Genomic DNA, 18792 nt, shown 5'->3' with positions numbered 1-18792 from the left:
ACTCAAGCTGGTGTCACCGTGCAAACACTGCTGTGCCACCAGCAGTTTGAACCACTCGTCGTATCGGTTGCTCATGAAAACACCCCGAAGGTTGGATGTGGGTGTCCAACTTTCGGGGTGCAGTTCAGGTCCGGCCTGGCTTTTCGTAACGGGGGGGGCTCGTGTCGTTCGTCCCCGCTTTTCTTGTTGCGGCGACGTTGCAACCCGCGATGGGACTCACCCCCATGTGAGCCCTATGTGAGAGCACCCGGAGCGCCGGCCCGTCCGTCAGGCACTTATTGTGAAAAGCCCAATTCCGAGAGGAGTTGGGCTTCTTTTTATAAAGAGCCGCATGCATGGGCTCTCTATACGGTCAGCCCGCTTGTTATCGGTGGGGCCGCGCCAAGCAGCACCCCCTCGGGCGAATCCCGAGGGGGGCGTGAGCTTCCGGCGCCTCACCGGGTCACTCGTCAATGACCACGGCAAAGCCACCATAGATCAACCGCTTGCCGTCGAAGGGCATGGGATTGTTCTGTTCAGACATGCGGGTGTCTTCCATGATCTTCGGCATCGCCTGATCCCGCACTTCCCGAGATGGCCAAGTGACCCAGGCGAAGACCACCGTTTCGTCGTCCCGGCATTGGACCGCCATGGGGAAGGACGTCAGGGTGCCTTGGGGGACGTCGTCGCCCCAACATTCGACCACCTTCAGCGCACCGTATTCCTTGAACACAGTAGCGGCGTCTTGGGCGTGCTTGAGATAGGCCTGACGATTGGCGTTAGGCACTGCTGCCACGAAGCCGTCTATATAGCCATTGACATCGTTCATGGAGTTTCTCCTATTTCGTCGTTGTCGTGCTGGTCATCTTTCGGGGGTAGCTCTCTGACGGGACGCACTTCGATGGTGCCGAAACGGGCCGGAGGAATGCGGCTTGCCAGTCGCAGGGCCTCTGTCAGGTCGAGTGCGTCGAGCAGGTAGAAGCCCGCCAGTTGCTCTTTGGTTTCGGCGAAGGGGCCGTCGGAAACGAGCACCTCGCCGTCCCTGACCTGCACGCTGCTAGCCTCGGCGACACTTTGCAGGGCTTGGCCTGCCACGAAGTGGCCTTGTTGTGTCAGGCGTTCGACGCCGGCGATGCACTCCTGGTTGAGTGCGTGCCATTCGGACTCGCTCATCGCGTTGATCAACTGCTCCTGGTAGTACACCAATGCGACATACTTCATCTCGAGGATCTCTCCGTTTGGTCGTTGTTGGTTCAGGGGCCCGCTCTGCGCAATATGCTTCGAGGCTCAGGGACACTCTTCGCTCGAGCAGGACAGCATCCATTGCACGCCGAAGCGGTCGGTCAGCATGCCAAACCCTTTCGCCCAGAAAGTGGGCTCGAAGGGCATGATCACCTCGCCACCGTCGGCCAGGCGAGCGAAGGCCTCACTGGCCTGCTCGGTATCGTCGTAGTCGAGGAACACCTGGGCCCCCTGGGGGGCCTTATAGCAGTCGCCCCATGCATCGGCGCCCATCACGCGGTGACCGCGGATGTTGAGCGAGGCGTGGGCGATCTGGTCGCGGCAGCTGGATGGGACTTCGCCGGCGGCCGGAGTGTCGCCGAAGCTGAGCATGGCTTCCAGGTGTCCACCGGTGACGTCCGCGTAGAACGCCATCGCTTCCCGGCAAGATCCGGGAAAGCTCAGGTGCACCTGTACCGCTTTCGGCATGCGTTCTTGGGCCAGGTGCTTGTCGAGACCTGATCCAGGTTCGAAGTCTTCCATGGTGGCGTAGCGTCGTAGTTCCAGGGTGGCATTGCCGTCGCTATCTTCACGCGGCCAACGCTTCGCCCATTCGATAGCTTGCTCCAGGGAGTCGACATCGATCACGGTGTAGCCGGCCAGCAGTTCAGTGGTCGCCGGGAAGGGCCCTTCGATGACGCTAGGTGTGGCTGCATGGAAGTCGAGGCGGCAGCCTTCGCGACTGGGTCGCAAGCCGTCGCCGGTGACGAAGACGCCTGCGCGAACCAACTGCTCGTTATAGTTTGCCATGGCCTCCATCAGTTCTTGGCTCGGAAGAACGCCTTGCTCGGTTTGCGCATCGGCCTTGCGCATCATCATGAATCTCATCGCACCACTCTCCTTCGTTGGGGGATATCAAGGAGTCGCGCGGCTCGTCAGGGAATCGACACAGGATCGAATTTTTTTAGTCGAGGTGATTCAGTTCTGCCAGACGGCGGGCGAGGAAGCGTTTCTCCGGGCCTTGGGCACACAGCAATAGAGCCTGTTGATAGGACTGGCAGGCTGCATGGCGGTGGCCTGCACGGCGATGAAGATCGGCCAGGGCGGCGTGGTACAGGTGATAGGTAGCGACATGCTTGTTGCTGGCCAAGGCTTCGAGCAACAGCAGGCCGGCCTCGGGAGTATCGCTCATGGCGACGGCAACCGCTCGGTTGAGAGCGACGACGGGCGAGGGCTGCCAGCGGTAAAGGGCGTCGTAGAGGCGTGCGATACGCTTCCAGTCCGTGGCGCCGGCGGTGCTTGCTTGGGCATGAACGGCGGCGATGGAGGCCTGTAGGGTATACGGGGCGGTGGGCGTCAGCGCCAGGGCTTTTTCGAGCCAGTTCATGCCATCCTCGATCTGCTCCTTGTCCCACAGGTCACGGTTTTGCTCCTCCAGCGGGACCAGGTTTCCCTCCGCGTCCTGGCGGGCGTTGCGCCTGGCGTCGTGCAGCAGCATCAGGGCCAGCAGGGCGAAGACTTCTCCTCGGGGGAGTTGTCGGGCGAGGGCCTGTGCCAGGCGAATGGCTTCGTCTGCCAGGCTCACCGCCACCACCGTCTCACCGTCGCTGCACGAGTAGCCTTCGTTGAAGATCAGGTAGATGACCCTGAGAACGTCGGGTAGTCGGCTTGGCAGCTCGGTGGTATCGGGGACCTCATAGGCAATGCCGGCATCGCGGATGCGACGTTTGGCTCGAACGATGCGCTGGGCCAGGGTCGCGGGCTTCTGGAGCAGGCCATTGGCGACTTGCTCGGTGGTGAGCCCCGCCATTTCGCGCAGCGTCAGGGCCACGCGGTCCGGCGTGGTCAGCACGGGGTGGCAGCAAGTGAACAGCAGCCGCAGAGGGTCGTCCTCGATGGCCAGGGCATCCGGTTGCGTGGCTTCTTCGGTATCAAGAAAATGGGCGTGCCGGCGGGCGGTCTGGCGGCGTCGAATCTGGTCGATGCCGCGGCGGTGCCCGACCCGGATCAGCCAGGCCACGGGATCATCGGGAACGCCCCGCGTCGGCCAGTCAGACACTGCCGCCACGAAGGCTTCGTGCAGGGCGTCCTCGGCCGAGTCGAAGTCGCCCAGGCGACGAATCAAGGTTGCCCGTACCCGCGGCGCGTAGTGACGATAGAGTGATTCGATGGATGGCATGCGTTACCCCTTCGCAAGCGCGACGTCGGAAGCAACCCCGGTTTCAGCGAACGTTCGAAGTCGACGTCAAGACACTAAAACCGTGCCACCAGAAAAACCAGTGGCACCGGGCGGTGGAGTGTCACGGTCCATGGCCACGAGCCCGTGGTGGTGGGGGAGCGGTTCGGCCGTGATCGGCGCCGCGGCCAACTGGGCTCGGCCGCTTCCCGCTTACAGCTCCCCGCTGAGGGCGGCGCCCCGTTCGAAGGCCGCGAGGCTATCGAGGGTCGTGGCCGCTATTTCCGCCAGGGCTTCCTCGGTAAAGAAGCCCTGGTGCCCGGTGACCAGAACGTTCGGGAAGCTGGTCAGGCGGGCGAAGACGTCGTCTTGAGGGATGCTATCGCTGCGGTCTCGGAAGAACAGCTCAGACTCCTGTTCGTAGACATCGATGCCCAGGTAACCCAGCTCTCCGGCCTTGAGAGCTTCGATACAGGCGCGGGTATCGATAAGCGCGCCGCGGCTGGTGTTGATCAGCATTGCCGTATTTTTCATGCGCTTGAACTCCGGCTCCCCGATCCGGTGGTAGGTGTCGTCGGTCAGCGGGCAATGCAACGAGACGATGTCGCTTGCGGCGAGCAGTTCGTCGAGATCGACCTGGGTGAAGTCGCCCTGTCGCGGTTCGTTATCGCAGACCAGTACATGGCAGCCGAAGCCCTTGAGGATACGCACCAGCGCCTGGCCTATCTGGCCATAGCCGATCACACCGGCGGTCTTGCCGGCCAGGTTGAAGCCCAGCAGGCCATTGAGATCGAAGTTATCCTCGCGCACCCGGTTATAGGCCTTATGGGTCTTCCGGCTCAGGGTCAGGATCAGCGCCAGGCAGTGTTCGGCGACGGCTTCGGGGCTGTAGGCGGGGACGCGGCAGACGCGAATGCCGAGTTCCCTGGCGGTCTCGAGGTCGACGTTGTTGAAGCCGGCGCAGCGTAGTGCCACGAGGCGCACGCCGACGATCGACAGGCGCTCCAGCACGGTGCGGTCGAGTTGGTCATTGACGAACACGCAGACGGCATCCAGCCCTTGGCAGAGCATGACGCTGCGCGCATTCAGCGACTGTTCGAAGTGCTCTATCACGACACCGTCACGAGCCCCTTCGGGGTAGAACGGACGTTCATAACGTTGGGCGCTGAAGAAACCGACCTTGAGCATGGCGAGGCCTTCTGTGTGCTATTGGCGGGTGGTCACTGGCAATGGTCGAGGGGGCCGGTGTGAGGGTGCCACGGCCCGGTTGATTGTGGGCGGTCTGTGGGACGCTCCCCTGCGACGTGAAGGATGACGCTATCGCAGGGTGTCATGAGGCCGCCTCGTAGAGCTCGATGGGCGTGCCATCGGGGTCGGCAAAGAAGGTGAAGCTGGCGCCGGTAAACTCGTCTCGTCGGAGGGGCTCGGGCTCAACGCCGCGTTCCCTGAGCAGAGCGATGCACGCCGTGATGTTCGCGGTGGCGAGGGCGAGGTGGCGCAGGCCGCAGGCTTCCGGGTAGCTCGGGCGCGGTGGCGGAGACGGAAAGGAGAACAGCTCGAGTCGAATCTTGCCGGGTAGGCGCAGGTCGAGCTTGTAGCTGTCCCGATCGGCTCTATAGGCTTCGTTGACGATCTCGGCATCGAGCACCTCGGTATAGAAGCGCTTGGCTCGCGTGTAGTCGGCGGTGATCAGGGCAACGTGGTGGACGCTCGACAAGGGCAGGCGAGAGGTCATATCGATTCCTGCTGGGGCAGAGTGGGGGCTCATAAAGGGCGCCACCAGGCGCCCATGGCAGAGAGCGGCGCCTAGCGACAGAGGTCTTCGAGGGCTTCGATCAGGCTCTCCATCTCGTCGTCGGTACCGATGGAGATGCGCAGGTAGTCGCGCAGCGCATCGGTATTGAAGTGGCGCACAAGAATGCCTCGCTGGCGCAGTCCGACGAACACCTGGGCGGCATCGTGCTCGGGATGGGTCACCAGTACGAAGTTGGTCTGGGACGGCAACACGCGAAAGCCGAGTGTCTCCAGGCGGGTGCGGGTGCGCTCGCGAGTTGCCATGACGGCCTCGCGGGTGGCGTCAAAGTGTGCCTTGTCGGCCAGCGAGGCGATGCCGATGGCGCTGGCCAGGGCGTCGACCGGATAGGAGTTGAACGAGTCCTTCACCCGGACAAGGCCCTCGATCAACTCCGGCGAGCCAACGGCGTAGCCCAGGCGCAGGCCGGCGAGGCTGCGGGACTTGGAGAAGGTGCCGGTCACCAGCAGGTTGGGGTATTGGTCGACCAGGCCGACGGCGCTCTCGCCACCGAAGTCGACGTAGGCCTCGTCGACCAGCACCACGCGATCGCTGACCTTGTCGAGCAGCGCGGCGATGGCGTCGTGGCCGTGGCCGTGGCCGGTGGGCGCATTGGGGTTGGCGAAGATGATGCCGCCGCTATCGCCTTCGAAGGCCTTCAGGTCGACTCGCCACTGGTCATCCAACGGATGTGCCTGGCGCTCGATGCCGTACATCGTGCAGTACACCGGATAGAAGCTGTACGAGATATCCGGGGTGGCGAGAGGGCGCGGTTGGCGAAAGAAGGCCTGGAAGGCCAGCGCCAGCACTTCATCCGAGCCGTTGCCGACGAAAACGTGGCCTGCCGGTACGCCGAGGACATCGGCCAGGGCTTCGCGCAGCCCCTGGGATGTCGGGTCCGGGTAGCGGCGCAGGTGGTCGGCGGAAAACTCGCGCAGTACCCGCTCGACCCCTGGGGCCGGCGAGTAGGGGTTTTCATTGGTGTTCAGCTTGATCAGGCGTTCGCGGGGCTGCTCGCCGGGAACGTAAGGCGTCAGCTCCCGCACGGCGGGACTCCACAATTGGCTCATGGTCACTCGCTTGGCAGGGGCGGAATTAACACTTTGGTCATGGTGACCCGAGCGCCTGCACCGCGCAAGTCGCGCGCATGCTACTCTGCGCCAAGCGCAGACGGTTCGCCCCCTAAGGATAATGATGACCGCCCAGATTCTTGCCACGCTGCTGCCCGTCTTTCTGATTTCCGGTGCCGGCACGCTTTATGGCCGCTTTCGCACGCCCGATATCCGCGGGCTCAACACGCTCAATATGGAGCTGTTCGTGCCGATGCTGGTGTTTGCCGTGCTTGCCGACCGCCAGGCGCCGTTGGCCGAGTATGGCCAGTTGGCGTTGGCGGCGGCCGTCGTCGTGCTGGGCTCGGGCTTGCTGGTGTGGCCGGTGGTGAAATGGCTGAAGCTGGAGGTGAAGACCTTCCTGCCGCCCATGATGTTCAATAACTCCGGCAATATGGGCATTCCCTTGCTGATTCTGGCCTTCGGAGAAAAAGCGCTGCCGGCGGCGGTGGTCACTTTTATCGTCGAGATGCTGCTGCATTTTTCCGTGGGCCTATGGATGCTGAGCCCGCAGACGCCGCTGTGGCGATTGTTTCGCATGCCCATTGTGCTGGCGAGTATCGCCGGGCTTGCGGTCAACTTGAGTGGCCTGGTGTTGCCGAGCTGGCTGCTCGAGGCGTTGCACATGCTCGGCGGGGTGTGTATTCCGCTGTTGCTGTTTGCGCTCGGCGTGCGCATGCTGGACATCGACTTCAGCGACTGGCGCACGGGGCTTCTGGGTGCCGTGCTGTGTCCTCTGTCGGGACTGCTGCTGGCTTGGCCGTTGATTGTGTGGCTGGAACTCGACGGCATGAAGGCGGCGACCCTGTGGGTGTTCGCCGCCTTGCCTCCGGCGGTACTCAACTATCTGGTGGCAGAACAGTACCGCCAGCAGCCGCATACCGTGGCGTCTCTGGTGTTGATTGGGAATCTGGGCAGCTTGATCGTCATGCCGATAGTGCTCGGACTGGTCTTTGTGCACGTGTTGCCAGCGGCAGGCTAGGCCGGGGGACTGTGCGCAGAAGGCATGGGAGGTTATGCTGTTCATCAGGCTGCCGTGTTGCACGGCTTGTTGCTCATAGGTTAGGAGGACTCATATGCAATTCAGGACTTTGCTGGCTGGTTCGGCCATGCTTGCCCTTTTGGCCGGTTGTGCCAGTAGTGGCCCGAGCGAGACCGGCACGAGCGGAGAAGCCATTCAGGCTAATTCGGCGACTTACCAGGGCACCCTGCCGTGCCGCAATTGTGATGGCATCGACCTGACCGTCACCATGGAAGGCGACGAGCAAAGCGGCGCGGCTCAGCGCAGTTTTGACCTGACCGCGGCGTACCGCAACCACCCTCAGAATCCGCCGGAAGAAAGCTACGCCGGCAACTGGGATGTGTTGACGGGTACCGCCGACAATCCTGAGGCCACCGTGTACGAGCTGGTGCCCAATGGTGAAGGCCAGACCTACTACTTCCTGCGCGTCAACCCGCAGACTCTGGAGCTGATCGACCCCCAGCGTCGTCGCTTCCAGAACAACAGCATGCTGCAGTTGACTCGTCAGCAGTAACGGCGCTGTTCGTTGTAGGTGTGATTCAGGGCGGCCTTTGGGCCGCCCTGAATCGTTTTCGCGCTAGTGACGACGGGCCGTGTATCCGCTGCTATCGATGAGCGGGGCGGCTCAGCTCTCAACACGGCAGGCCTCGAGGCCGTGGATCACCCCGGCGCTCTCAGACGTGTCAGCACCGCCTGGGCATCGTCTTGCTCGGTCGTGATGCCGGACGCCTGCAGACGCTGCTCGAGGTCGCTGTCATTGGCTTCGTGATCCAGCTCGCGCATCGCCTCCTCGACATCAGCCTGGTGCGTCTGGCGGGTCTTGATGCGCTCCAGAGACTGGGCGATGTCGTCCAAGCCGGTGCGCAGGCTGACGTGGTGCGCCCCCAGCTGCCGGGTGACGTGGGCACTGCACTGGTTGGCCTTGGCAAGCGCCAGTTCTCGCTTGTAGTACGTGAGCCCCCGCGCTGCATCGCGCAGACCGCTGCGCAGGGCCTGTTCCCGGCAGGCCAGCTGTGCCGCGTGCTGGCCCTGTTGCCGCAGCTGCTTTTCGTCCTCGGCGATGCGAGTCGCCAGTTCGAGCGCCAGCGCATCTTCGCTCCGGGCCATGGCAGCGCGGGCTTGGTCTTCTCGGCGGGCGATCTGTTGGGCCAAGCCCGTGTTGTGGCGCTCCAACTGCCGGTGGTGTGCCATCAGGCCCGCCAGTTCGTGCTTGGCTACCCGCATGGCCTGCTCGGTATCTCTCAGCTCCTGAGCCATGATTCTCAGCGCATGAGCATCGACCAGGCGTTCGGCCGGCTCATGGGCGGAGGCTCGCAGCAACGTGCTCATTTTTGTCCAGATCGTCATGGCATCACTCCGCGTATTCTTTCAGCAGCTGCTGGGTTCGGGCGTCGGAAATACGGTTGTGAACCCGCTGACTCTCGTGGTCGTCACGCAGTGTCTTGGACAGGGTGATGGTGGTGCTCACCAGGAAGAGCGAGCAGATCCCGAGATACCCCTTCACCAGCAGGTCAATGGGGGTAATGACGATGCCCACGGCCATGGCGACCACCGCCACGACGAAGGACACCTTGACGAAAAAAAGCCAGCCCGACGAGTTGCTGCGCAGTTCGTTTTCCATGGTCATCTCTCTCATGCGACTAGTGAGTTGAGGGGCGCCGGTGCGCCCCAGCCACCGTGTTGCTTGGCTGGCGAGTACTATGGCCAGCCGCTGTGGCCAGGCGCCAGCGGGATCGAAGAAGTCGCGACCGGTTGGCTATTGGGTAGCGTATTCTGCTACTTTTTCGGCTGTCTTCCGGGAAGGATGCAGAGGCCATGGCTCAGACTGCCGCTATCGTGGATGCGCTCAAGGCCGCTCTGAAGGCCCACGGCCTGACCTACCAACAGGTGGCCAGGGAGCTGGAGCTTTCCGAGGCCAGCGTGAAGCGACTGTTCGCCGAGCGTCAGTTCTCGTTGAAACGCCTGGATCAGGTCTGTGCCTTGATCGGCCTTGAGATCACCGACCTGGTGCGCCAGCTCGAGCCCGAAATCCGCATCGATCAACTCAAGCTGACCCAGGAACAAGAGCTGGTGTCGGACATGGCGCTGCTGCTGGTGGCCTTCTGCGCGCTGAATCGCTGGCGCTTTCACGAGATGCTCGACACCTATGCCCTGAGCGACCACGCGTTGATCTCTCACCTGACCCGGCTCGATCGCATGGGCTTGATCGAACTGCTGCCGGGAAATCGCATCAAGCCGCTGGTCACCTACGACTTTCAGTGGCACAAGAACGGGCCTATTCAGCGGTTCTTCGAGTCCCAGGTGCAGGGGGACTTTCTCGAGTGTCGCTTCGATCGGCCGGGTGAATTGCGCCTGTTCGTCAATGGCATGCTGTCACCGCGCTCCAACGAGGTGATGCACCAGAAACTGCGTCGCTTGGCGCTGGATTTTCGTCATTGTCATCAGGAGGATCTTGCCTTGCCCCTGGAGCAGCGCTTCGGCATCAGCATGATCGTCGCCGTGCGGCCCTGGGAGATCGCGGTCTTTCGTCGCTTTCGTCGTGCCGAGAAGGCCAAGGTGTATCCGGGGCAGGGGCCGCCAGCCTAGGCGCCGTGCGCCGCTGCCTACCCGGACCCGCCGCCGTGTGCCGCCGCCTGCGGCAACTGCCTACTCGGACCCGCCGCCGTGTGCCGCCGCTGGTGCTGGCGTGGGACGGTTGTCGTTGCCGCGCGGGTCGGTTCGAACCCGACGGGCGGGCCTGGCGGAGCATTGGACCCCAGGCAGCGACGGGGTACGCTTGGCGCTGCCGGATAGTGAACGATGTGGCTGGTGACTCGAGGCGCGCCTTGTTCCTTGCCGCGCCAGCCCCGGCCTTCCAGAACACGCCTTAGGCCGTTCAATCACCGACCACCAGCCCAGGAGAGACGTGTCCATGGCCAAGGCCAAGAGCGCCTTCGTCTGCACCGAGTGCGGCGCCGAGTATCGCAAGTGGCAGGGACAGTGCTCGAGCTGTCAGGAATGGAACACCTTGAGTGAAGTCAGGCTGTCGTCGCCGGCGCGGACTGGCTCGGCAGCTACCGGCGCGGGGCGAGGCGGCTATAGCGGCAGCCTGTCCCGTGAGGTAGTCGATCTCGCTAATGTCGACCTCTCGGAGGTGCCGCGACTGTCGTCGACGTTTGCCGAGTTCGACCGTGTGCTCGGCGGCGGTTTGGTGCCGGGATCGGCGGTGCTGCTCGGCGGGCATCCTGGGGCCGGCAAGTCGACGCTGCTGCTGCAGACTGCCTGCAAGCTTGCCCAACAACGCCGGGTGCTCTACGTCACGGGGGAGGAGTCCCTGTCCCAGGTGGCGATGCGAGCCCATCGCCTGCAGCTGCCGACTCAGGGCCTCAAGATGCTGGCCGAGACCAGCGTCGAGACGATACTGGCGGTGGCCGAGCGGGAGCGTCCGGAGGTGCTGATCATCGACTCGATCCAGACCATGCACCTGGAGGACATCTCGTCGGCGCCGGGCGGGGTGGCGCAGGTTCGCGAATCCGCCGCCGCGCTGACCCGCTTCGCCAAGCAGGGCAGCACGGTGCTGCTGCTGGTGGGGCACGTGACCAAGGATGGCACCCTGGCAGGCCCCAAGGTCCTCGAGCACATGATCGATGCCTCGCTGCTGCTCGAGGGTGGCGCCGACTCGCGCTTTCGCACCCTGCGGGGCCAGAAGAACCGCTTCGGTGCCGTCAATGAGCTGGGCGTCTTCGCCATGCTCGAGCACGGCATGAAGGAGGTGAAGAACCCCAGTGCGATCTTCCTGTCGCGCCAGCAGGAGCAAGCCTCGGGTAGCCTGGTGATGGTGGTGTGGGAAGGCACCCGGCCCATACTGGTCGAGGTCCAGGCGCTGCTCGACGAGTCGGCTCTGGGCAATCCGCGGCGGGTCGCGGTGGGGCTGGATGCCAATCGTCTCTCCATGCTGCTGGCGGTGCTGCATCGCCATGGCGGCCTCTTCACCGGCGATCAGGACGTCTTCCTCAACGTCGTCGGTGGGGTCAAGGTGCTGGAAACCAGCGCCGACCTGGCGGTGCTTCTGGCGGTGGTGTCGAGCCTGCAGGGCCGGCCGCTGGCGCGAGAGCTGGTGGTGTTCGGAGAGGTCGGCCTGTCCGGTGAGATACGCCCGGTGCCAAGTGGTCAGGAGCGCATTGTCGAGGCCGCCAAGCACGGCTTCACTCGGGCCATCGTGCCGCGTGGCAACGCCCCCAAGACGTCCCCGCCGGGCATGGAAGTGGTGCCCGTCGACAAGCTTTCCGAGGCCCTGGAGGTGCTGTAGGGGCCGACGGCGGGGCGGCTCTGGGCCGCGTAACCGCGGCCGCGTGGTGTAGAATGGACGAAAATTTTTCAAGGAGATCTCGATGAGCGCGATTCGCCTGACTCAGTACAGCCATGGCGCAGGCTGCGGCTGCAAGATCGCCCCCGATGTGCTCGATGCCATTCTGGCCAAGGCTGGTCCCGGCGCCGGGCATGCGCAGATGATCGTCGGCAACCAGGGGCGAGAGGACGCAGCAGTCTTCGATCTTGGCGATGGTCGCGGCATGATCTCGACCACCGATTTCTTCATGCCCATCGTCGATGACCCCTTCGATTTCGGACGTATCGCTGCCACCAATGCCATCAGCGATGTCTACGCCATGGGCGGCGACCCGGTGATGGCGTTGGCGATTCTCGGCTGGCCCCTGGACAAGCTTGGGCCCGATGTCGCCGGCGATGTGGTGGCCGGCGCCCAGGCGGTGTGTCGTGAGCTGGGGCTGGCGCTCGCCGGCGGCCATTCCATCGACGCCCCGGAGCCGATTTTCGGCCTCGCGGTCAATGGCCTGGTGGATCTCAAGCACCTCAAGCTCAACAAGGGGGCACAGCCCGGCGACTTGCTGTTCTTGACCAAGCCGCTGGGCGTCGGAATGCTCACGACCGCGGAAAAGCAGGGGCTACTGGAGGTCGGCCACCAGGGGCTCGCCCGGGAAACCATGCTGGTCTCCAACCGGATTGGCTCGGCGCTGGCCCGTATCGAGGGCGTGCACGCGATGACCGACGTGACCGGCTTCGGCCTCGCCGGTCATCTGTCGGAAGTGTGTGCCGCCAGCGGCGTGGCGGCACGGATCGATTTTCGCCGCCTGCCACGGCTGGCCGAGGCCGAGGCCTACCGACGCCAGGGCGCGGTACCCGGCGGGACGCGGCGCAACCGTGACGCCCTCGGTGCCAGCCTGCCGGCGATGGACGAGGCGCACTGGCAGTGGCTGTGCGATCCGCAGACCTCCGGCGGCTTGCTGATCTCTGTGCACCCATCCTGGGAAGACGACGTCGAGCGCGTCGGCCGCGCGCACGGCATTGAGCTCGCGCCCTTCGGTGAAGTGGTCAAGGCCGAGGGTGAGGCGCTGATCGAGGTGCGGGGATGAGTCTGCCCCTGGCCCCGGCCGATGTGTCGCTGCTTGAGCAAGGCCGAACGCTGATCGATGTGCGTGCGCCGGTGGAGTTTGCCCACGGCGCCTTGCCCGGCGCCATCAACCTGCCGCTGATGGATGACGAGGAGCGCCAGCGGGTCGGCATCGCCTACAAGCAGTCGGGCCAGGACAGCGCCATCGAACTTGGCAATAGCCTGGTGTCCGGCGAGGTCAAGGCGGCCCGGGTCGAGGCCTGGCGGCGTCAGCTTGAGGCCACGCCAGACGCCATCATCTACTGCTTTCGTGGCGGGTTACGCTCCCAAATCGCCCAGCAGTGGTTGCTCGAGGCCGGCATCGAACGTCCGCGCATCGAAGGGGGCTGGAAGGCCATGCGCCATGCCCTGTGCGAGCGCATCGATGGTGCCGCGAGCCGGCCGCTGCTGGTGGTCGGAGGGCTCACCGGCTGCGCCAAGACCGCGCTGGTGAACGGGCTCGACAACGGCTTGGATCTGGAAGGCTGTGCCCGCCACAAGGGCTCGGCCTTCGGCCGCCATCCACTGCCAGCTCCCTCTCAGATCGACTTCGAGCACGCCATGGGGCTGCGGCTGCTGTCGCTGCCGGGCCCGGTGGTGCTCGAAGATGAATCGCGCCATATCGGCAGCGCCAACATTCCGTTGAGGTTCTGGCAGGGCATGGAACCGGCCCCGCGGATACGCGTGGAAATGCCGCTGGACTGGCGCCTGCGCCAGATCCACAAGGACTACATCGACGACCTGTGGTCGATCTATCAGCATCAATTCGGCGACTGGCTTGGCTGGGCGCTGATGCGCAAGCAGCTCTCCAGCGCCCTCGGACGGTTGAAGAAGCGCTTGGGCAGCGCCCGTCTCGCCCGCCTGTCGCGTCTTCAGGAGCTGGCCTTCCGTGAGCACGAGAGGGGCAATCGCCAGGCGCACGAGGCCTGGCTTGCCCCGCTGCTGACCGAATACTACGACCCCATGTATCGCCACCAGCTCGAGAAGCACTCGGAGCGTCGTTTCCTGCACGTGGGCGACTGGGAGAGCTGCCTGGCTGCCGCCCGACAGTGGAGCGACGACCAGCAGGAGCCGGGCCGCTTTTGAAGACGCCTGGCGGGCCCCGCTCTTGTCGAGCTCGGGCCGCCGCCATGACTCCTCAGGCGCCGTGGCGCGGTGCAATCGAGGGCTCGAGAGCCTGTCTCAGTCGTTTGGTGCCGTACGCAGCCATTGGCTCAGTAGCCGATCGAGCAGCGGGGCCAGGGGGTCGAGGCGCTGGTGTTGCTCGAGGATCGCGTCCTGGCTTTGCACCCGCGGGCTGTTCTCGTGGCCTTCGGGGAGCGGAACGCCCTCGAGGTGAGCGCCAAGGCTCTCGCGGTGGTGATGCAGCAGACAGCCCAGGCCGACGACGCGGCCGGCGTCCCAGGCGAAGCCCAGCAGTGGACTTGCGTCGCTGCCACCCAGGGGCAGGGCATCCTCGGGCAGGCCGAAGACCTGGCGATGCCACAGCAGGGCGGTGAAGTCATCGGGTAGGTCGAACGGGCTGTCGTCGGCAAGCGTGATGGCATGCCAGCCCGCTTCGGCCTGAGTGCCGCGCCCGACGGGGGCATCGAGCGCTGCGGCAATGCGCTGAGCACCGACACCGATGCCAAGCAGCGGTTTGTGGCCGTCGAGCGCCTGTTGGATCAGCTTGCGTTCGGCCCTTGACCAAGGGCTGTCGGCGGCGCCTTCATGGTCGTCGAGCAGGATCAGGGCGTTGCAGTCGCCCAGGCGTGGCACCAGCTCACCCGCATAAAGGTGGAAGATGGTGAAGCTGTGGCCCATGCTGGACAGCCAGTCGCCGATGCGTGCCGGCCCTTGGTGGGGGCGGTGCTGAAGGAGATGAAGATGCATAGGGCCTCGCCGAGACTCGTGAGGCGGTCCAAGGCGGACGGCCTCAAAAAATTGCTGCGATGGCGAAAGGTTACATGAATCCGACCGTTCGAGAACAGATCCTGACCATCCTCGCCGAGATTCCTTGCGGTCGGGTCACCAGTTATGGGCGTATCGCCAAGATGACCGACGGCGCCAGCGCACGCATGGTGGCGAGAGCCTTGCGAGAGCTTCCCGATGGCCACCAGCTGCCCTGGTTTCGCGTGGTGACCGCATCGCGCAAGCTGGCCGATCACGGCGGCGCCGATGAACAGCGTCGACGCCTGATCGATGAAGGCGTCGCCTTCGACGTTCGCGGTCGTATCGCCCAAGAGCGCTTCTGGCCCTAGCGAGGGCCATCACCGATAGGGTTAACAGGACCGATTCATGGCACACCCCGGTTTCAATCAGCGCCTGCAGGCGCTGTCTCGCCCCCAGCAGCAGGCCTTCATGGCGGCGCTGACCGAGCGCTTGCTCCCGAATTACGCGCTTTACGCCGATACCACGGGCCACGGCGACCTCGCCGGGATGCGTGCCATCCTCGACCTGGTGTGGGAGCAATTGAGCGTCAAGAACGCCAAGATCGACTGCGACCTGCAGGCGGAGAAGCTCGCCGAGCTCGAGCCGCCCGCCGCAGACGACAGCTTCGGCGCTCGTCGAGCGTTGGATGCCGTGGTGGCGTTATCGGCGATCCTGGATACCCTGCGAGGGGATTCTCCGGGCGCGGTGCTCGAGGTCAGCCGCGTGTCCAAGTCCGCCGTGCGAGCGTTCATCGAGCTGACCGAAGGAGAAGAAGATGGCGAGAAACTCGCCAAAATGGTCAAACAGCACCCGCTGATGGAAGACGAGAACGACTTCCAGGATGCGGTGCTGGAAGGTGCCGAAGACGAGCTCGGCAAGAAGGAGCTCAAGGCACTGAAGCGGCTCGGACGCAACGATGGCGTGAGCAACCTAGGGCTGACGCTGGACTAGCTGCCCCTCCGTGGAGCCGTCCACGAGGAGCCGTCCGCGATGAGCCTGGCGCCGCCCAGGAGGCGTGCGGGACGCCTTGAACGGTGTCGTCTTGCCCGGCTCGCAAGCGCCCGGCTCGCAAGCGCCAGGGGCCGCACACGGCGGCCCTCGGTGTGCAGTTCCTATCGCTAGCCTTTACTGCCGGCTACAGCCTCATCGTAATGCCTTTCTCGGCCATGTAGCGCTTGGCCTCGGGAATGGTGTGCTCGGCGAAGTGGAAGATACTCGCCGCCAGAACCGCGTCGGCATGGCCTTCGGTGATGCCCTCCACCAAATGGTCGAGGTTGCCCACGCCGCCTGAGGCGATGACCGGGACGCTGACGGCGTCGCTGATCGCACGGGTGACGCCGAGATCGAACCCCACCTTGGTACCGTCCCGGTCCATGCTGGTCAGCAGCAGCTCCCCTGCACCGTATTCCACCATTTTCTGTGCCCACTCCACCGCATCGAGCCCGGTGGGGCGACGGCCGCCGTGGGTGAAGATCTCCCAGCGTGGCGTTTCGCCTTCCGCACTGACTCGCTTGGCATCGATCGCCACCACGATGCACTGGCTGCCGAAGCGTTCGGCGGCCTCGCGGACGAATTCCGGATTGGTCACCGCCGCGGTGTTGATCGAGACCTTGTCGGCGCCTGCGTTGAGCATGGTGCGAATATCGTCGCAGGTACGAATGCCGCCGCCGACCGTCAAGGGGATGAACACCTCACCGGCGATGCGCTCGACCATGTCCACGGTGGTATCGCGATCTTCGTGACTCGCGGTGATATCGAGGAAGGTGATTTCGTCGGCACCCTGCTGGTTGTAGCGCTGGGCGATCTCGACCGGGTCACCGGCGTCGCGGATGCCGACGAAGTTGACGCCCTTGACCACGCGGCCGGCGTCGACGTCCAGACAGGGGATGATGCGCTTGGAAAGTGCCATGACGGATTACCTCGGGTGTCGGTTACTGGCCGGTCAGCTCGTCGCACAGGCGCTGGCCTTCGGCCACGTCCAGGCTGCCTTCGTAGATGGCGCGGCCGGTGATGGCGCCGAGGATGCCGGGTTCGCCAGCCGCGACCAGGGCGCGCAGGTCGTCGAGATTGGTGACGCCGCCGGACGCGATGACCGGTAGGCCGCCTTCACGGGCGAGCTGCGCGGTGGCCTCGACGTTGACACCGTTCATCATGCCGTCCCGGGCGATATCGGTGTAGACGATGCTGGAAACGCCGTCGTCGGCGAAGCGCTTGGCCAGGTCGACGGCCAGCACCTCGGAGACCTCGGCCCAACCGTCGGTTGCCACGCGGCCGTCGCGGGCATCGAGGCCGACAATGATGTGGCCCGGGAAGGCGCGGCACATGTCGGTGACGAAGTCCGGTTCCTTCACCGCCTTGGTCCCGATGATGACCTGAGACACGCCGGACGCCAGGTAGTACTCGATGGTCTCGGCGCTGCGAATGCCGCCGCCGATCTGGATCGGTAGCTCCGGGTAGCGGCGGGCGATGGCGGTGACCGCGTCGCCGTTGACCGGACGCCCCTCGAAGGCGCCGTTCAGGTCGACCAGGTGCAGGCGACGAGCGCCGGCCTCGACCCAGCGTGCGGCCATCGCCACGGGATCATCACCATAGGTCGTGGCGTCATCCATGCGGCCTTGCTTGAGGCGGACGCAGGTGCCGTCCTTGAGATCGATGGCGGGGATTACCAGCATGTTGTGTCCTCTGTGGCACCGGTCGAGCGGCGCCGTGCTTTATGGTGTCTGGGCGTCGCGACGTGACGCATGGTCGGCCGGCCTCAGCGAGACCTTTGCTGCGCGGTCGTTCACGGCGACCACTGGACGAAGTTCTCGAGCAGCGTCAGACCCGCCCGGGCACTCTTCTCCGGATGGAACTGCACCGCGAAGGTGGCATCGCGGCCGGTGGCCACGTGGGCCTCGACGCTGCCATAGCCGGTGGTGCCGAACACCTGGGCGGGATCCGCCGCGGCGACATAGTAGCTATGCACGAAATAGAAGTGCTCATCCTGCTTGATGCCCGCCCACAGCGGATGATCGAGAGGCTGGTGCACCAGATTCCAGCCCATGTGCGGCACCTTCAGACGTGCGCCATCGGCATCCTGCATGTCGGTGGGGAAGCGTTTCACCTGGCCGGGCAGGAAGCCCAGGCAATCGATGCCGCCGTTCTCGTCGCTGCGCTCCAACAGCATTTGCTGGCCGACGCAGATGCCGAGCAGCGGTTTGGATTGCTCGGCGAGCAGTTCGCGAACCAGGCCGGCGAGCTCGGTGCGCTCCAGCTCGCCCATGCAGTCGCGGATCGCCCCCTGACCAGGCAGAACGAGACGCGTGGCGCCGCGGATCGAGCGCGCGTCGCGGGTCACCATGACATTCTCGTGGGTGACGTGTTCCAGTGCCTTGGCAACGGAATGCAGGTTGCCCATTCCGTAGTCGATGACGGCAATGGTCATTGAACGCTCCTTTATGTCGGTACTCCGAGAGAGTGTCTTTCTCTCGGGCGGCGGCCTTACAGACTACCCTTGGTGGAGGGCATGCGTCCCGTCATGCGAGGGTCGGGGGCAGCGGCCATGCGCAGGGCGCGGCCGAAGGCCTTGAAGATGGTCTCGGCCTGGTGATGCGCATTGAACCCCTTGAGGTTGTCGATGTGCAGCGTGACCCGGGCATGGTTGACGAACCCCTGGAAGAACTCCCAGAACAGCTGGGTATCGAAGCGACCGATGGTGGCACGGGTGAATTCGACGTTCATCGCCAGTCCGGCCCGGCCGGAAAAATCGATCACCACCCGGGACAGTGCTTCGTCGAGAGGCACATAGGCGTGGCCATAGCGATAGATGCCTCGCTTGTCGCCGATCGCCTGGTCGAAGGCCTGGCCCAGCGTGATGCCGAGGTCTTCGACGGTGTGATGGTCGTCGATATGCAAGTCGCCCACGACCTTCATGTCGATGTCGACCATGCCGTGACGAGCCACCTGGTCAAGCATGTGGTCGAGGAAGGGAACGCCGGATTCGCCGCTCAGGCGGCCTTCGCCGTCGAGGTTGAGCGTGACGGTGATCTGGGTTTCCTTGGTGTCACGGCTGACCGTGGCAGTACGCTCGGACATGGTGTCTCCTGCGCCGTGGCGCATGTCGAAGTGGGGCATTGGGCCATTTCGGGCCGTCGCGGTGCGACGCACACAAGGCCGCCA

Annotated in this window: 22 protein-coding genes; 8 read left to right on the top strand and 14 right to left on the bottom strand. The window is 64.5% G+C overall.

Annotated elements, in window-relative coordinates:
- Positions 1–442: 442 nt before the first annotated feature.
- The 7 genes from ACUN9Y_RS16260 to hisC form a co-directional block, all read right to left on the bottom strand.
- On the bottom strand, positions 443–808 hold the full coding sequence (locus ACUN9Y_RS16260; RefSeq protein ID WP_445461770.1) for a DUF1428 domain-containing protein: 366 nt from the start codon (positions 806–808) through the stop codon (positions 443–445).
- Complete coding sequence (locus tag ACUN9Y_RS16255; protein WP_445461769.1) at positions 805–1200, bottom strand: YciI family protein; 396 nt, start codon at positions 1198–1200, stop codon at positions 805–807. The genes ACUN9Y_RS16260 and ACUN9Y_RS16255 overlap by 4 nt, the downstream gene beginning before the upstream one ends.
- Positions 1201–1266: 66 nt before the next feature.
- Positions 1267–2088, bottom strand: a complete 822-nt coding sequence (locus tag ACUN9Y_RS16250) for a YciI family protein (RefSeq protein WP_445461768.1) — start codon at positions 2086–2088, stop codon at positions 1267–1269.
- A gap of 76 nt (positions 2089–2164) precedes the next feature.
- Entirely contained in the window at positions 2165–3379 is a 1215-nt protein-coding gene (locus ACUN9Y_RS16245) for an RNA polymerase sigma factor (protein WP_445461767.1), read from the bottom strand.
- Positions 3380–3589: 210 nt separating this feature from the next.
- Positions 3590–4564: a 2-hydroxyacid dehydrogenase gene (locus ACUN9Y_RS16240; protein WP_445461766.1), complete on the bottom strand. Its 975-nt coding sequence runs from the start codon at positions 4562–4564 to the stop codon at positions 3590–3592.
- Between the two features lie 142 nt (positions 4565–4706).
- Positions 4707–5111, bottom strand: coding sequence for an SMU1112c/YaeR family gloxylase I-like metalloprotein (gene gloA2 / locus ACUN9Y_RS16235; RefSeq protein WP_445461765.1), 405 nt, complete (start codon positions 5109–5111; stop codon positions 4707–4709).
- A gap of 71 nt (positions 5112–5182) precedes the next feature.
- Positions 5183–6238 carry a histidinol-phosphate transaminase gene (gene hisC / locus ACUN9Y_RS16230; protein WP_445461764.1) on the bottom strand — a complete coding sequence of 352 codons (1056 nt, stop codon included), beginning with the start codon at positions 6236–6238 and terminating at the stop codon, positions 5183–5185.
- A gap of 124 nt (positions 6239–6362) precedes the next feature.
- Here hisC and ACUN9Y_RS16225 point away from each other — a divergent pair, with 124 nt between their 5' ends.
- Both ACUN9Y_RS16225 and ACUN9Y_RS16220 read left to right on the top strand, forming a co-directional pair.
- A complete protein-coding gene (locus ACUN9Y_RS16225) occupies positions 6363–7259 on the top strand; it encodes an AEC family transporter (protein ID WP_445461763.1) in 897 nt (298 codons plus the stop codon).
- A 94-nt stretch (positions 7260–7353) separates the two neighbouring features.
- Positions 7354–7812 (top strand): copper resistance protein NlpE N-terminal domain-containing protein, encoded by a 459-nt coding sequence (locus tag ACUN9Y_RS16220; RefSeq protein WP_445461762.1) that lies wholly within the window; start codon positions 7354–7356, stop codon positions 7810–7812.
- A gap of 146 nt (positions 7813–7958) precedes the next feature.
- Here ACUN9Y_RS16220 and ACUN9Y_RS16215 read toward each other — a convergent pair whose 3' ends face one another.
- Both ACUN9Y_RS16215 and ACUN9Y_RS16210 read right to left on the bottom strand, forming a co-directional pair.
- A complete protein-coding gene (locus tag ACUN9Y_RS16215) occupies positions 7959–8645 on the bottom strand; it encodes a PspA/IM30 family protein (RefSeq protein WP_445461761.1) in 687 nt (228 codons plus the stop codon).
- A 4-nt stretch (positions 8646–8649) separates the two neighbouring features.
- Entirely contained in the window at positions 8650–8919 is a 270-nt protein-coding gene (locus tag ACUN9Y_RS16210; RefSeq protein ID WP_445461760.1) for a YiaA/YiaB family inner membrane protein, read from the bottom strand.
- A 194-nt stretch (positions 8920–9113) separates the two neighbouring features.
- On the opposite strand from ACUN9Y_RS16210, the gene ACUN9Y_RS16205 reads away from it, so the two are divergent.
- From ACUN9Y_RS16205 to mnmH, 4 genes are all read left to right on the top strand, one after another.
- Complete coding sequence (locus tag ACUN9Y_RS16205; RefSeq protein WP_445461759.1) at positions 9114–9884, top strand: helix-turn-helix domain-containing protein; 771 nt, start codon at positions 9114–9116, stop codon at positions 9882–9884.
- A gap of 325 nt (positions 9885–10209) precedes the next feature.
- Positions 10210–11586: a DNA repair protein RadA gene (radA, locus tag ACUN9Y_RS16200; RefSeq protein WP_445461758.1), complete on the top strand. Its 1377-nt coding sequence runs from the start codon at positions 10210–10212 to the stop codon at positions 11584–11586.
- A gap of 82 nt (positions 11587–11668) precedes the next feature.
- Positions 11669–12706 (top strand): selenide, water dikinase SelD, encoded by a 1038-nt coding sequence (gene selD / locus ACUN9Y_RS16195; protein WP_445461757.1) that lies wholly within the window; start codon positions 11669–11671, stop codon positions 12704–12706.
- The gene (mnmH, locus tag ACUN9Y_RS16190) at positions 12703–13809 is read left to right on the top strand and encodes a tRNA 2-selenouridine(34) synthase MnmH (RefSeq protein ID WP_445461756.1); all 1107 of its coding nucleotides are present in this window, start codon (positions 12703–12705) and stop codon (positions 13807–13809) included. Before selD ends, mnmH begins: the two co-directional genes overlap by 4 nt.
- 96 nt (positions 13810–13905) lie before the next feature.
- Here mnmH and ACUN9Y_RS16185 read toward each other — a convergent pair whose 3' ends face one another.
- Positions 13906–14595: a type 1 glutamine amidotransferase gene (locus ACUN9Y_RS16185; RefSeq protein WP_445461755.1), complete on the bottom strand. Its 690-nt coding sequence runs from the start codon at positions 14593–14595 to the stop codon at positions 13906–13908.
- 74 nt (positions 14596–14669) lie between these two features.
- On the opposite strand from ACUN9Y_RS16185, the gene ACUN9Y_RS16180 reads away from it, so the two are divergent.
- Positions 14670–14963 carry an MGMT family protein gene (locus ACUN9Y_RS16180; protein WP_445461754.1) on the top strand — a complete coding sequence of 98 codons (294 nt, stop codon included), beginning with the start codon at positions 14670–14672 and terminating at the stop codon, positions 14961–14963.
- A gap of 37 nt (positions 14964–15000) precedes the next feature.
- The gene (locus ACUN9Y_RS16175) at positions 15001–15585 is read left to right on the top strand and encodes a YjaG family protein (RefSeq protein ID WP_445461753.1); all 585 of its coding nucleotides are present in this window, start codon (positions 15001–15003) and stop codon (positions 15583–15585) included.
- 184 nt (positions 15586–15769) lie between these two features.
- Here the strand turns inward: ACUN9Y_RS16175 and hisF are convergent, their stop codons facing one another.
- From hisF to hisB, 4 genes are all read right to left on the bottom strand, one after another.
- Positions 15770–16543: an imidazole glycerol phosphate synthase subunit HisF gene (hisF, locus tag ACUN9Y_RS16170; RefSeq protein WP_445461752.1), complete on the bottom strand. Its 774-nt coding sequence runs from the start codon at positions 16541–16543 to the stop codon at positions 15770–15772.
- Between the two features lie 22 nt (positions 16544–16565).
- A complete protein-coding gene (gene hisA / locus ACUN9Y_RS16165) occupies positions 16566–17306 on the bottom strand; it encodes a 1-(5-phosphoribosyl)-5-[(5-phosphoribosylamino)methylideneamino]imidazole-4-carboxamide isomerase (RefSeq protein WP_445461751.1) in 741 nt (246 codons plus the stop codon).
- A 110-nt stretch (positions 17307–17416) separates the two neighbouring features.
- On the bottom strand, positions 17417–18058 hold the full coding sequence (gene hisH / locus ACUN9Y_RS16160) for an imidazole glycerol phosphate synthase subunit HisH (protein ID WP_445461750.1): 642 nt from the start codon (positions 18056–18058) through the stop codon (positions 17417–17419).
- 56 nt (positions 18059–18114) lie between these two features.
- A complete protein-coding gene (gene hisB / locus ACUN9Y_RS16155; RefSeq protein WP_445461749.1) occupies positions 18115–18708 on the bottom strand; it encodes an imidazoleglycerol-phosphate dehydratase HisB in 594 nt (197 codons plus the stop codon).
- Positions 18709–18792 lie beyond the last annotated feature (84 nt).

It is taken from the genome of Halomonas sp. V046 (assembly GCF_052645355.1).
Note: the sequence above shows the minus strand (reverse complement) of the source record. Positions and strands in the feature narration are given on the sequence as shown.

What these genes read in the sequence shown, in the direction of transcription:
- ACUN9Y_RS16260 (WP_445461770.1), bottom strand. Translation starts at nt 808, where the DNA reads ATGAACGATGTCAATGGCTATATAGACGGCTTCGTGGCAGCAGTGCCT.
- ACUN9Y_RS16255 (WP_445461769.1), bottom strand. Translation starts at nt 1,200, where the DNA reads ATGAAGTATGTCGCATTGGTGTACTACCAGGAGCAGTTGATCAACGCG.
- ACUN9Y_RS16250 (WP_445461768.1), bottom strand. Translation starts at nt 2,088, where the DNA reads ATGAGATTCATGATGATGCGCAAGGCCGATGCGCAAACCGAGCAAGGC.
- ACUN9Y_RS16245 (WP_445461767.1), bottom strand. Translation starts at nt 3,379, where the DNA reads ATGCCATCCATCGAATCACTCTATCGTCACTACGCGCCGCGGGTACGG.
- ACUN9Y_RS16240 (WP_445461766.1), bottom strand. Translation starts at nt 4,564, where the DNA reads ATGCTCAAGGTCGGTTTCTTCAGCGCCCAACGTTATGAACGTCCGTTC.
- gloA2 (WP_445461765.1), bottom strand. Translation starts at nt 5,111, where the DNA reads ATGACCTCTCGCCTGCCCTTGTCGAGCGTCCACCACGTTGCCCTGATC.
- hisC (WP_445461764.1), bottom strand. Translation starts at nt 6,238, where the DNA reads ATGAGCCAATTGTGGAGTCCCGCCGTGCGGGAGCTGACGCCTTACGTT.
- ACUN9Y_RS16225 (WP_445461763.1), top strand. Translation starts at nt 6,363, where the DNA reads ATGACCGCCCAGATTCTTGCCACGCTGCTGCCCGTCTTTCTGATTTCC.
- ACUN9Y_RS16220 (WP_445461762.1), top strand. Translation starts at nt 7,354, where the DNA reads ATGCAATTCAGGACTTTGCTGGCTGGTTCGGCCATGCTTGCCCTTTTG.
- ACUN9Y_RS16215 (WP_445461761.1), bottom strand. Translation starts at nt 8,645, where the DNA reads ATGACGATCTGGACAAAAATGAGCACGTTGCTGCGAGCCTCCGCCCAT.
- ACUN9Y_RS16210 (WP_445461760.1), bottom strand. Translation starts at nt 8,919, where the DNA reads ATGGAAAACGAACTGCGCAGCAACTCGTCGGGCTGGCTTTTTTTCGTC.
- ACUN9Y_RS16205 (WP_445461759.1), top strand. Translation starts at nt 9,114, where the DNA reads ATGGCTCAGACTGCCGCTATCGTGGATGCGCTCAAGGCCGCTCTGAAG.
- radA (WP_445461758.1), top strand. Translation starts at nt 10,210, where the DNA reads ATGGCCAAGGCCAAGAGCGCCTTCGTCTGCACCGAGTGCGGCGCCGAG.
- selD (WP_445461757.1), top strand. Translation starts at nt 11,669, where the DNA reads ATGAGCGCGATTCGCCTGACTCAGTACAGCCATGGCGCAGGCTGCGGC.
- mnmH (WP_445461756.1), top strand. Translation starts at nt 12,703, where the DNA reads ATGAGTCTGCCCCTGGCCCCGGCCGATGTGTCGCTGCTTGAGCAAGGC.
- ACUN9Y_RS16185 (WP_445461755.1), bottom strand. Translation starts at nt 14,595, where the DNA reads ATGCATCTTCATCTCCTTCAGCACCGCCCCCACCAAGGGCCGGCACGC.
- ACUN9Y_RS16180 (WP_445461754.1), top strand. Translation starts at nt 14,670, where the DNA reads ATGAATCCGACCGTTCGAGAACAGATCCTGACCATCCTCGCCGAGATT.
- ACUN9Y_RS16175 (WP_445461753.1), top strand. Translation starts at nt 15,001, where the DNA reads ATGGCACACCCCGGTTTCAATCAGCGCCTGCAGGCGCTGTCTCGCCCC.
- hisF (WP_445461752.1), bottom strand. Translation starts at nt 16,543, where the DNA reads ATGGCACTTTCCAAGCGCATCATCCCCTGTCTGGACGTCGACGCCGGC.
- hisA (WP_445461751.1), bottom strand. Translation starts at nt 17,306, where the DNA reads ATGCTGGTAATCCCCGCCATCGATCTCAAGGACGGCACCTGCGTCCGC.
- hisH (WP_445461750.1), bottom strand. Translation starts at nt 18,058, where the DNA reads ATGACCATTGCCGTCATCGACTACGGAATGGGCAACCTGCATTCCGTT.
- hisB (WP_445461749.1), bottom strand. Translation starts at nt 18,708, where the DNA reads ATGTCCGAGCGTACTGCCACGGTCAGCCGTGACACCAAGGAAACCCAG.